General features: G+C 61.2%; 13 protein-coding genes. 8 read left to right on the top strand and 5 right to left on the bottom strand.

Features of this window, described 5'->3' with window-relative positions; all coding sequences use genetic code 11:
- Window positions 1-73 precede the first annotated feature (73 nt).
- The 4 genes from QM596_RS28010 to QM596_RS28025 all read left to right on the top strand — a co-directional run bounded on the left by QM596_RS28010 (window position 74) and on the right by QM596_RS28025 (window position 4,292).
- Complete coding sequence (locus tag QM596_RS28010) at window positions 74-1,000, top strand: metal ABC transporter substrate-binding protein (RefSeq protein ID WP_283310433.1); 927 nt, start codon at window positions 74-76, stop codon at window positions 998-1,000.
- The gene (locus QM596_RS28015; RefSeq protein WP_019746157.1) at window positions 997-1,728 is read left to right on the top strand and encodes a metal ABC transporter ATP-binding protein; all 732 of its coding nucleotides are present in this window, start codon (window positions 997-999) and stop codon (window positions 1,726-1,728) included. The genes QM596_RS28010 and QM596_RS28015 overlap by 4 nt, the downstream gene beginning before the upstream one ends.
- 3 nt (window positions 1,729-1,731) lie before the next feature.
- Window positions 1,732-2,610 carry a metal ABC transporter permease gene (locus QM596_RS28020; RefSeq protein ID WP_097386613.1) on the top strand — a complete coding sequence of 293 codons (879 nt, stop codon included), beginning with the start codon at window positions 1,732-1,734 and terminating at the stop codon, window positions 2,608-2,610.
- 149 nt (window positions 2,611-2,759) lie between these two features.
- Complete coding sequence (locus QM596_RS28025; RefSeq protein WP_283310435.1) at window positions 2,760-4,292, top strand: GGDEF domain-containing protein; 1,533 nt, start codon at window positions 2,760-2,762, stop codon at window positions 4,290-4,292.
- Here QM596_RS28025 and QM596_RS28030 read toward each other — a convergent pair.
- A complete protein-coding gene (locus QM596_RS28030) occupies window positions 4,289-5,041 on the bottom strand; it encodes a cyclase family protein (protein ID WP_020909818.1) in 753 nt (250 codons plus the stop codon). The genes QM596_RS28025 and QM596_RS28030 overlap by 4 nt on opposite strands.
- A gap of 144 nt (window positions 5,042-5,185) precedes the next feature.
- Window positions 5,186-5,596: a TIGR03668 family PPOX class F420-dependent oxidoreductase gene (locus QM596_RS28035; RefSeq protein WP_031330968.1), complete on the bottom strand. Its 411-nt coding sequence runs from the start codon at window positions 5,594-5,596 to the stop codon at window positions 5,186-5,188.
- A gap of 60 nt (window positions 5,597-5,656) precedes the next feature.
- Between QM596_RS28035 and QM596_RS28040 the strand changes: the two genes are divergently transcribed.
- Window positions 5,657-6,658 carry a PHP domain-containing protein gene (locus tag QM596_RS28040; RefSeq protein ID WP_084325603.1) on the top strand — a complete coding sequence of 334 codons (1,002 nt, stop codon included), beginning with the start codon at window positions 5,657-5,659 and terminating at the stop codon, window positions 6,656-6,658.
- Between the two features lie 49 nt (window positions 6,659-6,707).
- Here QM596_RS28040 and QM596_RS28045 read toward each other — a convergent pair whose 3' ends face one another.
- The 3 genes from QM596_RS28045 to QM596_RS28055 form a co-directional block, all read right to left on the bottom strand.
- Window positions 6,708-8,084, bottom strand: a complete 1,377-nt coding sequence (locus tag QM596_RS28045; protein WP_283310438.1) for an HNH endonuclease signature motif containing protein — start codon at window positions 8,082-8,084, stop codon at window positions 6,708-6,710.
- A gap of 120 nt (window positions 8,085-8,204) precedes the next feature.
- Complete coding sequence (locus QM596_RS28050) at window positions 8,205-9,116, bottom strand: cation efflux transmembrane domain-containing protein (RefSeq protein ID WP_283310439.1); 912 nt, start codon at window positions 9,114-9,116, stop codon at window positions 8,205-8,207.
- Window positions 9,117-9,188: 72 nt separating this feature from the next.
- Window positions 9,189-9,887: a haloacid dehalogenase type II gene (locus QM596_RS28055; protein WP_020909815.1), complete on the bottom strand. Its 699-nt coding sequence runs from the start codon at window positions 9,885-9,887 to the stop codon at window positions 9,189-9,191.
- A gap of 110 nt (window positions 9,888-9,997) precedes the next feature.
- Between QM596_RS28055 and ggh the strand changes: the two genes are divergently transcribed.
- From ggh to QM596_RS28070, 3 genes are all read left to right on the top strand, one after another.
- The gene (gene ggh / locus QM596_RS28060) at window positions 9,998-11,335 is read left to right on the top strand and encodes a glucosylglycerate hydrolase (RefSeq protein WP_019746148.1); all 1,338 of its coding nucleotides are present in this window, start codon (window positions 9,998-10,000) and stop codon (window positions 11,333-11,335) included.
- 107 nt (window positions 11,336-11,442) lie between these two features.
- Window positions 11,443-12,138 (top strand): glycoside hydrolase family 25 protein, encoded by a 696-nt coding sequence (locus tag QM596_RS28065; RefSeq protein ID WP_370334015.1) that lies wholly within the window; start codon window positions 11,443-11,445, stop codon window positions 12,136-12,138.
- A 978-nt stretch (window positions 12,139-13,116) separates the two neighbouring features.
- The coding region (locus QM596_RS28070) for an isopeptide-forming domain-containing fimbrial protein (protein WP_283310440.1) at window positions 13,117-15,894 on the top strand (2,778 nt) is incomplete at its 3' end.

A 15,894-nucleotide genomic window follows, 5' to 3' on the forward strand; every position in this document is an offset into this window, starting at 1 on the left:
CGAGCCTATCGAGTGTGAATTGTTTGGTTATACGAACTTGTGTATTTGTTTACCCACATATTAGAGTTCGACCATGACGACTCGCGACGCGAAGAACTTCCGCCGCCTGGGAATTGCCGCCCTCGCCGCCCTGCTTCTCTCCAGCTGTTCTGCGGTGAATTCCGGCTCCGATGACGACCGCCCGGTGGTGCTCACCACGTTCACCGTGCTGTCGAACATCGCCCAGAACGTTGCCGGCGATCACCTTCGCGTCGAGTCGATCACCAAGGCGGGGGCGGAAATTCACGGCTACGAGCCGACGCCCGGGGACATTCGGCGGGCGAGCGAAGCCGATCTGATCCTCGACAACGGCATGAACCTCGAGGCGTGGTTCGCGAAATTCGTCAACGGTCTGGACGTGCCACACGTCGTGGTCAGCGACGGTGTCGAAGGCATTCCGATCGCCGGTGACGCGTATGCGGGCAAGCCCAATCCGCATGCATGGATGTCTCCGTTGAATACGCAGATTTACGTCGACAACATGGTGACTGCTTTCAGCGACCTCGACCCGGACAACGCCTCGGCATTTGCGGAGAACGGCGCGAAGTACAAGGCGGAACTGCAAGCAGTTCAGGACGGCCTGGTCAGTGGCCTGGCGGCATTGCCCTCAGGTCAGCGTGCACTCGTCAGTTGCGAGGGTGCGTTCTCCTATCTGGCCAGGGACGCGGGACTCAGCGAGGCCTACATCTGGCCGGTCAATGCCGAGCAGCAGGCGACGCCGCAGCAGATCATCGCCGCGATCGACTTCGTCCGGGCCAATTCCGTTCCCGCCGTCTTCTGCGAGTCGACGGTCTCGGATGCCCCCATGCAGCAGGTTGTCGGGGCGACCGGTGCGAAATTCGGTGGGACGCTGTACGTCGACTCGCTGTCCGAAGCCGACGGTCCCGTGCCCACCTACCTGGACATGATTCGCCACGACACCGACGTCATCCTCGGCGGTCTGACCGGTGGTAAATCATGAACGAAGCCATTCGCGTCGAAAACGTCAGTGTTCACTACGGCGAGGTCCACGCACTGGACCATGTCGATCTGACGTTGAATTCCGGAAGCGTCTGCGGACTGATCGGTATGAACGGTTCAGGAAAGTCGACCCTGTTCAAGGTGATCATGGGAATGATCAAGCCGGACAACGGCTCTGTGAGAATCGCCGGTCTCGACGCAGCCGCTGCGCGCAAGAGCGGGCGCGTCGGATACGTGCCGCAGAGTGAAGACGTCGACTGGACCTTCCCGATCAGTGTCCGTGACGTCGTGATGATGGGCAGGTACGGCCACCTCGGGTTCTTGCGACGTCCGCGGCGTGCAGATCGCGAGGCGGTGGCAGAGGCCCTCGAGCGAGTAGAACTCACCGAATTTGCGGATCGTCAGATCGGTCAGCTCTCGGGTGGTCAGAAGAAGCGCGCCTTCGTCGCACGCGGTATCGCACAGGACGCGTCGATACTGTTGCTGGACGAGCCTTTTGCCGGCGTCGACAAGCGTTCCGAGGCAACGATTTCGACGCTGCTACGAGAGTTGGCTTCCGACGGACGATCGATCTTGGTCTCGACTCACGACCTCCACGCCGTGCCGAAACTGTGCGACGAGGCGGTACTGCTCATGCGCAAGGTTCTGGTGCACGCCGACCCGGACACCGTGCTTCAACCGGAAAACCTCGCCCTGGCTTTCGGTCTCGACGTGATGGACAGGACCTGATCGATGAACCTCGTTGAACTGCTACTTGATCCTCTCGAGTACGGATTCATGGTGCGCGCGTTGGCCGTTGCGGTTGTGGCGGCGGTTGTCTGCGCGGTGCTCAGTTGTTGGTTGGTGCTCATCGGGTGGTCACTGATGGGCGATGCCGTCTCGCACGCTGTCCTGCCCGGTGTTGTCCTCGCCTACGTCGTCGGCGCTCCATTTGCCATCGGGGCCTTGATCTTCGGGCTGATCGCCGTCGCACTGATCGGACTGATCCGTAACACCAGCCGCGTCAAGGAAGACGCCGCGATCGGTATCGTCTTCACGACTCTCTTTGCGTTCGGTTTGGTTCTCATCTCGGTGACCCCCAGCCAGACCGATCTCAACCACATCATTTTCGGCAACCTGCTGGGGGTGAGCTCGTCCGATCTTCTGCAGGTCGCGATACTCGGCGCGTTGGCGTTGAGCATTCTGTTGATCAAGCGTCGCGATCTGACGTTGTTTGCCTTCGACCCGATCCATGCCAACGCGATAGGTCTTTCGCCTAAGCGTCTCGGAGCGCTGCTACTCGGCGTCCTCGCACTCACGTCCGTTGTGGCGCTGCAAGCTGTCGGAGTCGTGCTGGTGGTGGCGATGCTGATCATCCCCGGCGCGACGGCCTACCTTCTCACTGACAAGTTCTCGCGGATGCTGGTGATAGCTCCGGTGGTTTCCGCAATCTGCGCGATTACGGGTATCTACGTCAGCTACTACCTCGACACAGCTTCCGGGGGCATGGTTGTGATGACGCAGGGCATCGTATTCGCCCTGGTGTACCTGTTCAGCCCGTCGCAGGGGGTCATCGCGAAATGGACTTCGCAGCGGCGTAGGACCCGAGCGGAATACAGCGCCGTGGCTTGACGGGCGGTCTTGATCGTTCGTCCAGTTAACAATCCGCTACCAAATCGGGTAGGTTCGTACGGGCATTCGTCACCACAAACATTCCGGCCGCAACGATGCCGGCTGCAAGACAATCGGTGGTGACGCCTTGAACACCGATGGGCCCTTCGATGACGCAGTTCCGAGCACGACGCACGTGGCTGGTTCTCGGCGTCGTTGTTGCGGTCATCGTCCTCGCCGGATCCGGGCTGCTCAGCCCACGAACCTCGGTTCTGGTGGACGATGTCGCCCAGCTCGTCGGCGGCGCCACTGCGACTGCGGTCTGTTGGTGGACGTCGCGGCGCCATCACGGAGTCGAGCGTCGTTGGCGAACTCTGATGGCTCTCGGTATGGCCGGCTGGACCCTCGGAATGTTCTTCTGGGCGTTCTACCGCTCAGTTCTCCACGTTCCACTTCCGTCGCCGTCGATCGCGGACATCGGTTTCTTCATGTTCCCGGTGTTTGCCGTACCGGCGCTTCTGTCGCTGGTACGTGAGTCTCCCCGGCGTGAGGCGATCGGCCCGATCCATCTCTGGCTCGTGCTGACGCTTGACGGTCTTGTCGTTGTCGGTGGATTGTTCATCCTCACGTGGACGACCGCCCTGGGCGCCGTCGTTCATACCGGTCCGACGGGGTCTCTCGGGTTTCTTGTCGCGGTGATGTATCCGATCACCGACTTCGTTCTGATCGCGATGGTCTTGCTGATGGTCATCGGACCGAAGGCCGTTGCCGAGATCCGCGAACCGCTGACGTTCCTCGGGTGCGGGTTGGTGATGCTCTCCCTTTCGGACAGTCTGTACGCGTACTTGGTGGCGATCGGCGCCGAGAGTATGCCGACCATCGCCGATGCCGGGTTCATCGCGGGGCCGCCTTTGATCGCCCTGGCGGCGCTGACGAAGCGAACCGAGCCTCGAAACCGCGACGCGCCACAGCAGTGGCGAAGTGATCGGACTCAGTTGCTGCTGCCGTATCTGTTGATCGCGGTGATCGCGACGATCGTGACTGTTCAGGCACTGATCGTCGGCAACCTCGATGCCGTGGTCGTGATACTCGGCGTCGGCGTGCTGGTTCTCGCGCTGGTGCGCCAAATACTCACGCTCCTCGAGAACGACGCGCTCCTCCAACAGATCTCCGCTGCGCAGGACGAGCTCCGGTACCGAGCGCATCACGACCCACTCACCGAGCTCGCCAACCGGGCCGCATTCGACGAACACTTCGCGAGCGCCATCGAGAACTACCGCCTCACGAACTCCGATTGGGTGCTGATGCTTGTCGATCTGGACGACTTCAAACAGGTCAACGATCGTTACGGGCACCCGGCCGGTGACCGGTTACTGGTTGCCCTCACGGCGCGTCTGCGCGAAGCGGTTCCCGAGAGTGCATTTGTCGCTCGATTCGGCGGCGACGAATTCACGGTGCTTCTGCAGGGCCCGATCGACGACGCCGTCGTCGTAGCCCGCCGGATCGTCGACGCGCTCAGTTCTGATCAGACTGCAGACACATCGGTGTCGGTGGGTGCGAGCGTTGGTGTCGCGCAGTTCGAGTTAGCCGACGAGCCGCTGAGTGCACACGCTCTTCTCCGCCGAGCCGATGCGGCGATGTACGAGGCGAAGAGAAGCGGGAAGGGCGCCGTTGTCGTCTACTGCGATCGCCGCGGAGACTAGCGCCGTAAGAGTGCGAAGATCGTTGCCGGTGAACCCGATCCGGCCTTGTTGATCGCGCCACCGACAAGGATGCTCGCCCCGGTGGTTGGCAGGGCGGCAAGATTGTTCAAGTTCTCCAGGCTGATTCGATGCTTGTCGTACAGGAGTGTCGAGACGGGGTAGGTCTCGTCGTTTCCGAGGTCGGGACCGAAGGTGTCGGTTCCCAATGCTCCGCGGGTGCCCAAGCGTCCGGTGTCTATCAGCCACTGCGCCGCGTCCACCGAGAATCCGGGTTGGTGGGTGACACCCTCGGCATCGGCATTGGCATATTCTTCGCTACCCCAGCGCGATTCCCAACCGGTCCAGAGAACCACGGCCGCTCCATCGGGGATCTTGCCGTTGCGCGTCTCCCACTCCTGAATGTCCGCGACCGTGAGCGCATAGTCCGAATCGGCGGCAGCCTTGTCCCGGATGTCGATCTTCACTGCGGGAAGGAAGAGGTCGGCCGGATCGAGTTGGTCGGCTGTGAGTCCACCTTCCTGAAAGTGCGCGGGTGCGCCCCAATGTGTGCCCGTGTGTTCACCCTCCTTGACGTACTGGAGGTAGTAGCCGTCGTCTGCGATGGTTGCCGCTGTGTCGAGAGTGAACGCGGGATCGCCGGGAAAAATCGGCGTCGTCGCGGGGTCGTTCACGTGGGAGAGCGAAACGACTTGCAACAGCTCATCCAACGGGGTTGTTGCGTCTTGGCTGCTTCCGGAACTGCTACCCATGTCGATCACCTGAGGTCCCGCTACCAGCGCCAGGCCTGTGGCTGCGCGCTGAAGTAACTGTCGTCGTTTCATCGATCCCCCGCCAATTTGCCCGAATTGAGAGTGTTGCAATCACTTTCGCTCCTTGAACACTAGGACAGAACCTTAGGCTGCTGCCGACCATGACGACCACTCCACATCGCGGACGGCTATCACCTGTCCGTGCGGTCGGTGATCTACGTACTGCGGATACTTTGCGGCCAAAGCGTCGATTGCGCTCTCGGACTCCTTGGTACCGGGGCCGAGGACCTCCGCGCGTCCGTCGACGCGGACCCACCAGAGTGCGGACCAGTTGTCGTCGTAATGATCGACGAGCAGGCTCGCACGCCCCGTCTCGGTGATGTTCCGGAGCCTGCGAAGTGCGGTGGTGGTCTTCGGTTTGTGGTCGACGCAGGAATAGACGGTGTCGCCGACCAAAACGAATACCAGCGGCACGATGTGCGGAACGCCGGCCGCATCTGCCGTTGCCAGGTGAGCCACCCGCGCGGCTTCGAATCGTGCTCTCGGGTCGTCCATATTCACAGCGTAAGGGGATCAAGGCTTGCCGCGAGCCGCTGCTGACGGAACAGTGGTCTCATGGAACCGGATGAAGCGCTTCGGGAGATCGCCTACTGGCTCGAACGATCACGCGCTGAAACGCACCGCGTCAAGGCCTATCGCCGAGCTGCGGAGGTCTTTGCTGGATTGTCCGACGAGCAGAAGGAGTCTCGCCGGAAGGCCGACAGTTGGAAGGCTCTCACCGGCATCGGGCCCAAGACGGCAATGATCATCGCCCAGTCGTACGACGGCGTCCCCGAGTATCTCGAGGAACTGCGGGGGCAGGCCGAGCCCATCGGCGACGGCCCATTGCGCCAAGCGCTGCGCGGCGATCTCCACACACACTCCGACTGGTCCGACGGCGGAAGCCCCATCGAAGAGATGATGCGACGCGCAGCAGCACTCGGCCACGACTACTGCGCCCTCACCGATCATTCGCCTCGCCTCACTGTTGCCAACGGGCTGTCCGCGGAGCGTCTACGTTCGCAACTCGACGTGATAGCCGGGTTGAATGCCGAACTGGCTCCCTTCCGCATCCTCACGGGAATCGAGGTGGACATCCTCGAGGACGGTTCACTCGACCAAGATCCCGATCTACTCGACGAACTCGACATCGTGGTAGCGAGCGTGCACTCGAAGCTGCGGTCCGAACGCGAGGCGATGACCCGCAGAATGCTTGCTGCAGTGCGAAATCCGCGTGTCGATATTCTCGGGCATTGCACCGGGCGTCTTGTCGAGGGTGCTCGCGGAACCCGGCCCGAGTCGCAGTTCGACGCGGAGAAAGTGTTCGAGGCCTGCCGAGAATCAGGGACCGCCGTCGAGATCAACTCCCGACCGGAGCGTCGTGACCCGCCTTCGCGTTTGATCGAGTTGGCCCGCGATCTCGATTGTCTTTTCTCCATCGATACCGACGCCCATGCCCCCGGTCAGCTGGCTTGGCAGGGCTACGGCTGTGACCGGGCCGAAAAGTGCGGCGTCGAAGCGGATCGGGTGATCAATACGTGGACCGCCGAAGATCTTTTGGAGTGGGCGGGCAATTGAGAGCATGCCGGAATGGGTCACCGAGGCGTTTGCTCGGTGACCTCCGGGTTCAGATCCGTGTGGTGGAGCGGCGGGGTTTCTGGTCGGGGTCGATGCCTGGCGGTGGGATGAACCAGGGCAGGTGATCAGCGCCTATCCGGATTTCCCATTGTCCGGTGAATCCGGGTTTTCGGTGCATCAGGGTGTGGTGGGTTCGGCAGAGCAGGACCAGGTTGTCCATGATGGTTGGTCCTCCTTTTGCCCAGTGTTTGATGTGGTGGGCGTCGGTCCAGGCAGGGACGCAGTCGCAGCCGGGGAAGGCGCATCCTTTGTCGCGGGCGATCAGTGCGGTGCGTTGTGCCGCGGTGACAAGCCTTTTGAGTGGGGTGACGTCGAGTGGGGCACCGTTTTCGTCGAGGAGGACGGCGCCGAGCATGCAGTCGCAGGCGATCATGCGGGTGCGGCCTACGCTCAGTGGTCCCATCCAGGGCATGTGGCCGACATCGAGATCTTGTTTGTCGAGATCCGGCATGCCAGGGTCCAGGGTGTCGAGGTCGTCACGGTCGGACGGGTCGGTAGTCGTGGTGCGGCCTGTTGAGTCGCCTGCGGTGGAGGCGCATTCACGGTGGTAGGCCAGGTCTTTGGCGTTGATGTGCACGTTCAGGTGTGGGCGTTGGCCGCCGTCGATACCGGTGGCAGCGTTGTCGAGGTAGCGCCGGATCAGCTCTGCCATGGCGTCTGCGTTGCGTGTGGCGGCGGGTCGTTTGTCGGGCGTGCCGTCCTTGGTGGGGGTGGGCGTGGAGAGGCTGGAGAGGGCGGAGAGAAGCATCTCGCCGGTCACTCCGTCGAAATCGCCTCGCACGGCCACTCTTCCGTTGAGGGTCGGGGAGATGCGCAGTTCGTTGCGATCGGTGTCTTCGCTTGGTGGTACGTCGTCGGATTCGAACATGTGCTCGAGGACGCTGATGGCGTAGCGCAGTTTGACGGTGGTCGCTTCGACGCCGGATGCTGCGGCGAGGAGTGTGTCGCGGCAGTACGGTAGCGCGGCGTCGGGCATTGTTTTGGGTGGGGATTCGCAGAACGCCACGATCAGTGCTGCGTGCTCGAAAGTGAGGTCGCCGGAGTCGAATTGGTCTTCGATCTCGGGGAATGACCGTAGGGCTTTTCCCAGGGTTGCGATTCTTCTGCCGGTGGAGATTTGCAGCATGGTGTGGTTCGCGAGCCATTGTCCGGTGCCGCGGTAGCAGAGTACTTGTTCGTCCGGGTTCAACGTCAGGGTGTCGACGGCGGCCACTCGAATGGCTTCCAGGCGAAGGATTTCCGCTGACGCGGTGATGGCGATCTCGCGGACGTCGCTGGGGTGCAGCCGCCACAATCGTCCGCGCACACCCACAGCGGAGCTGTTGACCACGGCAGTGACAGCGTCGTCGGTGATGTCGATCGTCATGAGAACCCCCCGTTCCACCTTCCACTATACTCGAACATACTTTCGAGTCAAGGGTTTTTTGGGGGAAGGTGAGGCTGAGCCTGCCGTCGCGATTCTGTTGTTCGAGAGCAGATTCCGTCGCTAGAGCATCAGCGCCGGATCTGTAGTCAGTTCGATGTTCAGCCACGGTTCGTAGGGGAGATCGGCGAGGCTGGTGGCGAACGAGCGTCGTACCGCGTCTTCACCGTCGATGTCCCAGCTGTGTGGCGCGACCATGAACGTCGCTTCGATATACAGCTTGCGACCCACCTTGCTCATGGTGAGAGTCGGTTCGTCCAAACCGAATTCGTCGCGGACGACGGTGATGGCTTCGTGCACGCGGGCCTGAACGTTTTGGCCGGGAGCACCTTCGAGGAGTTCGATCAGTGCGGTTCGCAGAAGTGCGTACGGTTGTGGGACCAACATCGCGCAGCCGAGGAGGACCAAGACGGAGTCGACATATCGGTCGGCGTCGGAGAAATCGGTGCGGCCCAGGATCATTGCGACGACAGCACCGACTGCGACCAGCGCGCTGAAGGCAGCCGACGCTCCCCATTGCCTGGCTTCGGCGACGAGCAGATCAGATGTGCGGTCGACTTGTCCGACGTAGCGCCAGATGATGATCGACACCACTGCGCTGACACCGCCGTATGCCACCAGTGACCCCGCGGTGACGTCGGCCCCGCCCGCGAGAATGACACGAACTGCCTCGACTGCGGCGTAGGCGAGCGTCGCCAGTAGCGCCATGCCCTGGACAGCGATGACTACCGGGACCAATGCCTCCTTACCGAACGGGAAGCGTGCGGTGGGGCCCGAGTCGGCTATCCGCGAGACCCGCAGCGACAGCGCCGTCAACACCATTCCGATGAGGGCGTACACACCGTCGAGCAGGATCACCTGGGACTGCGAGATCCAGCCCCAGAATGCGGCGAGCACAGCCAACGCCGTTGCGACCACGAGGGAGTACCGCAGGGCCTTGCGTTCGCGGGTAGCGCTGTCTTCCTTGGTGCCCATGAAATCCAAACCGCCTGTCCGTTTCGATATTCCTTCACGTAGGAATACCAGCAACGACGCGCGGGCACGGCATCAGTGGACCAATTGCGCTGCCAGATCGAGAAAGTCCTCGGCGTTGATGTCGAACTCGTCGGAGAATGACACATCGGGATTGCCCCTGGCTCCGAATTCGAGTGGTCGGGCTATGAAGGCTGTGCGGAACCCGAGAGCTTTGGCCGCCCGGATGTCATATTTGTGGCTGGCAACCATCATGATCTCGGCCGTGTCGAACCCGAGGTATCGAGCAGCCAGGTGGTAGATCTTCGGATCTGGTTTGAAGACACCGGCCATTTCGGCGGTGAAGACGGCATGCCATGGCAGATTTCCGTGCCGGGAGATGCTGACTGCGGCATTCACATCGGCGTTGGACAAGGCAGCGATTGTGTACTGCTGGCGCAGGGTTGTCAGGCCTGCGACGGTGTCCGGCCACGGGTCCAGGAATTTCCAGGCGGTGGTGAGTTCTTCCTGTTCGGCATCGGAAAGTTCGATGCTCTCGCGGGCCAACAGCTTGCGCAGAGCCTCGCGGTACACCGAATGTACTGTCACCCATTCGCCTGTGGAGTCGTCGGCCTCGGAGGTGTTCGCGAAGTACTCAGCGCGCCAGAGATTGACGAATCTTGGCCAGTCGACGTCGGCGTCGGTGATCCGACGGGCCTCTCGGCACAGGGTGCTGTGAAAATCGGTCGCTGTGCCCTGGACGTCGAACAGCAGTGCTTTGATCTTCTCGCGCACAAGCCCTCCACTTCGAGATCGCCTGACGGTGTTGCCACATTATCGCGGTTGCGGCGCCCGATTCGTGCTCGATGAGCGCAAAGGCGCCGCGCGTCGCAAAATAGACATCTATGGCCGACCGCGGATTTACCCCGACTCAGCTCGCCGCCCGAGCTGCCTACCTGCTGCGCGGAAACGACCTGGGCACGATGACCAGCGCTGCCCCGAAGCTGTATCCCCACATGTGGAGCTGGGACGCCGCGTTCGTCGCGGTAGGTTTGGCGCCGCTCAGCGTCGAACGGGCGGTAGTAGAGCTCGATACCTTGCTTTCGGCTCAGTGGAAGAACGGAATGATTCCGCACATCGTGTTCGCGAACGGTGTCGACGGCTACTTCCCCGGCCCGACGCGTTGGGATGTCAATGCGTTGGCAGCGCATGCTCCTTTGGGTACCGCTACGTCGGGAATCACCCAACCCCCCGTTCACGCGATTGCGGTGCAGCGGATTCTCGATCATTCGCGTCGGCACGGACGTACGACGCGTGCGGTCGCGGAAGAGTTCCTCGACCGGCGCTGGAGCGATCTGGTTCGGTGGCACCGCTGGTTGGCGGAGGCCCGCGATCTCGACGGCAACGGCCGCATCGCGCTCTATCACGGGTGGGAATCGGGGATGGACAATTCTCCGCGATGGGATCTGGCGTACGCGAATGTTGTTGCGGGACAAGTGCCTGCGTATCAGCGCGCTGATCTCGCTGTGGTGACCGACTTGTCTCAGCGACCCACGGATCACGAATACGACCGCTACCTTTGGCTTCTCGAAGAGATGAAGGCCGTGAGGTACGAGGATTCTCAACTCGCCACTGCCATGAGTTTTGCCGTGGAGGACGTGTTTGTCAGTGCGGTTTTCTCGATGGCATGTGACGTTTTGGCAACTATCGGTGAGGAGCATTCGCGACCAAACTCCGACGTCCGTGATCTGCGCGGTTGGGCAGATCGATTCCGGCAGGGCGTAATTGCCACCACCGATGAACGATCGGGTGCAGCAAAGGATTTCGATCTTCGCACCGGACGATGGGTTCATACCGAGACCATCGCGATGTTTGCGCCGTTGCTGTGCGGCGGCCTGAGCCGCGATGCCGAGCGCGCTCTGTTGCGTACTTTCGAGGGGCCCAAATTCTGTGGTCACCCGGACATGCGATTTGCCGTCCCACCGTCGACGTCTCCGGTTTCCGGCGATTTCCGTCCTCGGGAGTATTGGCGTGGCCCAGTGTGGCCGGTGATCACGTGGTTGTTCTCGTGGGCGTTCGCGCGTCGGGGGTGGGCCGAGCGATCGCACGTCTTGCGTTCGGAGGGGTTGCGGCAGGCCAGTGATGGCAGTTTTGCCGAGTACTACGAGCCTTTCACCGGTGAGCCGCTAGGCAGCATGCAACAGTCGTGGACCGCGGCGGCTGTTCTCGATTGGCTCGGTTGAGTGAACATTCCCTGAATTAGCGGACAAAACGGACTAGTCGACCTTACTCTCGGGAAATGGTCGAGCGACGGATCGTCAGGACACTGGGCAAGCTCACCCCGATCGCGATGGCAGCTGCCATCGCGATCACGGCACCTGGCCTCGCCGCTGCCGACGCTCCCCGCGGCCCGGACGTCTCGTCGTGGCAGCACGTGGACGGAACCGGAATCGACTGGTTCCAGGTCAAGGCGTCAGGGCACGAGTTCGCGATGGTCAAGGCCACTGAGTCGCTCAACTACGTCAATCCGTACTTCATCCAGGATTGCCTGGTCATGCGGGCTGCCGGCGTCTCGCGCGGGGCCTACCACTACGCAGATGTTCGCCAGTCCCCCGAAGCCCAGGCTGCCTTCTATTCGGCGATCGTCCTGGGTATCAACGGACCTGGTGACCTCCCGCCCGTTCTGGATCTAGAGGATGCGAAGGGACTTCCCGCCGGTCAGGTCATCGACTGGACTCATCGCTACCTGAATACAGTCCAGGCACTCACCGGGCGGCAGCCCATCATTTACACGTATCCCAACTTCTGGCGCACTCAGATGGCCAACACCACCGAGTTCAACCACTACCCGCTGTGGATCGCCGATTACAACGGGCAGAACGCTCCGGGCCCGCTGCCCGGCGGTTGGTCCAACTGGACCTTCTGGCAGTACACCAGCACGGGACGCATCCCCGGGATCACCGGAAACACTGATATCAACGTCTACAGCGGAGCGCAGGGCGATTTCGATCGCTACGCCAACAGTGTGGGGTTCGGCAGCAGCTAGCTTGCGGCGGGGCCCTTGGCTCCGTGGTGCCCGGTTCGGGCCCTTTCGCCCTCGATGCATTTGCCTCGAGGCATGCGGAAGGGCCCTTTTAGGCACTCTTGTGACGCTTGGCTGGTTAGTCCGGTTGTTGCTCGTCAGTTACGAGAATTCTGCCGAGTGGTAGCCACGGTCGCTGAACTTTCGACTAGCTGAGCAGGATCAGAAAATAGCTATGGCAGAAAATGAGCAGGACTGCTCCAACCGAAAAGCTACAAAACGGACTTGAAGTTGGGTCTGGATCGAAGGCGCCGACCCGGTTTCGGTCGAAGATGGCGCCTCGCAATCCAATTATCGGAGCGCCGGAGTGCTTCGTTACCGGCAGCCGTCGCCGGGTGTGGTCTGGATCAATTCGACAAATTTCTACGTGCTTGCCCGGGCGATTGGACTCCATTCAGTACGGAGTTTCCGTTCATGGTTCGAGGGGCTGTGGCGCATCCAACAGGCCTTATCCATATTGGGCATTTGTCCAGATTCCTGGTCGCCTCGAAGTTGGTCGTCACCCGATCTGGTCAGCGGAAACGCTGAATGCCATCGCGTCCGGCGCAGTGCCGTGCGCCGAGGGCTGAATTGTCCGCTTGAACAACGCTGCTCCTCGAAGCTTGTCCGATCTACGAACAAAAACGTCGATCGGTCTGCTTTGTCTGACTTTCGATGGGCAAGCTCCCGGTTATCTGTTATCTTGAACCAGATAACTGGAAGGTTGCTCTCGATTTGCACGGATTTCGAGGGCCAAGGTCCTGTTCAGGGCGGCTCTTCCAACACGCAGGTGTTTCCGAAGAGGAGCTCGAATGACAGGACCGGCAACAGCGTCCGGTGTGAGGTCGATCAGCCGAAAACAGGCGGATCGACCCGAACCAACCGATCAATCGGGAGTTCGCGCCAGCGCTCTCGCATCTCCGTCCACCGAACATCGATCAGGCACATCCTGGGGAGTAAGAAATGCCTAACGACATACCGCCGACAAGGTCGGCCTTATTCACCGCAGGGCTCCCGCCCTGGGTGCGAGCGTGGACGGTGGTGTGGACCGCCATCGCGATGATTCTCGGCCTCTCCGGCGCGACGGCAGTAGCTGCATCAGCGCAGCCGGCCGCGACGCTCGGCGGTCCCGTTCAGGCTCAGACGCCGGCTCGTGCTGCTGTCCTGCCGGACGAACAGCCCGCAAAGGGCTGTGCCTTCAGCGCCCCTAACACTGGCCCTTTCTCGCAGAACATCTGTTGGATCGACATGTCGGCGCTCAACGAAGCCGCGGCCACATCCGCGGCCGGGCAGTCGATGGAAATCCAGCTCACCGAGGGCTACAAGATCAACTTCAAGGCTTTCCTCACCGACTCGGTAGCAGGAAAGACGCATCAGGGGGTCGAAGCGAAGGCACTCCCCACGTTGAGTTACTCAGCGCTGGGAACGTCCGCCTACACGGGTGTGCCGTCGACGATCAAGCCCGCGATCTACCAGAAGTCCTCCGTGAATGGACAATCCGGCGGGACGGTGTCGCTCAAGAACATCGTGATGACCGGGCCCAATGGCACGGTGTACAACTACGGTCTCGTAGCAGCCGATGCCGAGTCGACTGACGCAAACACATCAACCGACAAAGAGTTCCTCACCTTCAATTCGGACAAGCCGCTGCGACAAATCGCGCGCACAGTTGGTGTTGACGAACCTGGCTATCCCGGAATTCGCGCTTGTGACGGTGGGCTGACGGCTATGCCCGCCACCACCGTCCGATGCGATTCTTGGAACCTGGTCAACAACCAGGAGTATTCGCCGGGCACTTTGGTTGTTGCATCGACCGCTCCAACCAACTTCGCGGCGACGTTCGGTAATACCGTTCTGGCGACCTCTCGTCAGGGTCTGGCTTTCGGTGTCCTGCTCTCGAAGGTCAAGATCGACAAGGACCTCACGCGCGTCACCCCCGGTGACGATTTCACTATCGGCATGAGCACCGGCCACCACGCAAACGCGGGTGCTGCTGCAGCGACCGAGATCAAGAGCACCACGACCGGCGCTTCAGATACGACGGCATCGACTGGCTGGCGTACGCTCCTCGCAGATACGACACCTACTCCTGTCACGTTCTGGGAGAAGCCAACTACCTCGGCGACCAAGACCGCGAACTATGCGACGTCATGGGATTGCCAGGTAAACGGTGTGACCCAGGCGCTCAGGGTCGGGGACGTTGCGCAGGCAGCACTCACACCGGGCGACAACGTGTACTGCAAGGTCAAGAACACTCCGGTTCTCGTGAAGAAGTCGTCGTCACCACCTACCGGTGAGACGGTCAATATCGGCCAAACAATCACCTACACTCTGAATTTCGAGAATCCCGGCACTGCGCCGGCAACGATCGACTACACGGACTTCCTTGCCGACGTCATTGATGACGGAACGGTTGCGGTCGGTGCTGCTACAGGCGGACTCACCGCTGCATTGGACAGCGCCGACAAAATCAAAGTCGGCGGCACATTGCCAGCCGGCGGCAAAGGGACAGTCACCTACACCGTCACGGTCAAAGACGGTGGCAACAAAGTCCTGAACAACTACCTCGTTCCGGGGACAACAACTCCTCCCACAACATGCGATCCTGCAACCAATCTCTGCACGACGCATCCCATGCCCGGGTTCACGGTCGCGAAGACCGCTGTGCCCGCGACAGGTTCGACGGTTCAGGCCGGCGATACCATTACGTACACGGTCACCGGTGCTAACACCGGCAAGACGGCCCTAACTCCCGCGACGATCAAAGACGATCTGAGTGCGGTTCTCAACAATGCTGCTGTCGTTCCGGGCTCGCTGAAGGCGACCGTCGACGGTGCTGCTGTCGCTGCTCCGACCCTGTCGGGCAGCATTTTGTCGTGGTCCGCCAATCTCCAGGCTGGTAAGTCTGTTGTTCTGACCTACCAGGTGAAGGTCAATGCCGGCGTTGCCGCGGGCACGGTTCTGAACAACAAGGTCACCGGTACTGCGAAGCCACCCACCGGTCCGGACATCACTCCTCCTACGGTGGAGACGAATCACTCGGTTCCCGGCTTCAAACTGGAGAAGACTGCTGATCCGATTTCCGGTTCGACGGTTCAGGCCGGCGAGTCGATCAAGTACACCGTCACCGGAACCAACACCGGTAAGACGAAGCTCGATCCGGTAAAGATCAACGATGATCTGGGTGCGGTTCTCAATAACGCCGCTGTCGTTCCCGGTTCGCTGAAGGCGACCGTCGACGGTGCTCCTGCCGCTGATCCGACTCTGTCGGGCACCACCCTTTCGTGGACTGGTTTTCTCGAAGCCGGTAAGTCCGTCGTTCTCACCTATGAGGTGAAGGTCAACGACGGCGTTGCCGCGGGCACAGTCTTGAACAACAAGGTCACCGGTACTGCGAAGCCGCCGACCGGTCCGGAGATCACTCCTCCTTCTGTGGAGACGAATCACTTGGTTCCGGGTTTCACGGTCGCGAAGACTGCGGATCCGGTGTCGGGTACCAATGTTGCTGCTGGTCAGACGATCACGTACACGGTGACGGGTGCCAATACGGGTAAGACGACTCTTGATCCGGTGGTGTTGACCGATGATCTGTCGAAGGTTCTCGACAACGCGGCGTTGGTGGACGGTTCGCTGAAGGCGACGGTCGATGGTGCTCCTGCGACTGTTCCGACTCTGTCGGGCACCATGCTCTCGTGGACTGGTGCACTCGAAGCCGGTAAGTCGGTTGTTCTGACCTATCAG

Source organism: Rhodococcus sp. IEGM 1406 (assembly GCF_030056745.1).
Classification (GTDB): Bacteria; Actinomycetota; Actinomycetes; order Mycobacteriales; family Mycobacteriaceae; genus Rhodococcus_F; species Rhodococcus_F erythropolis.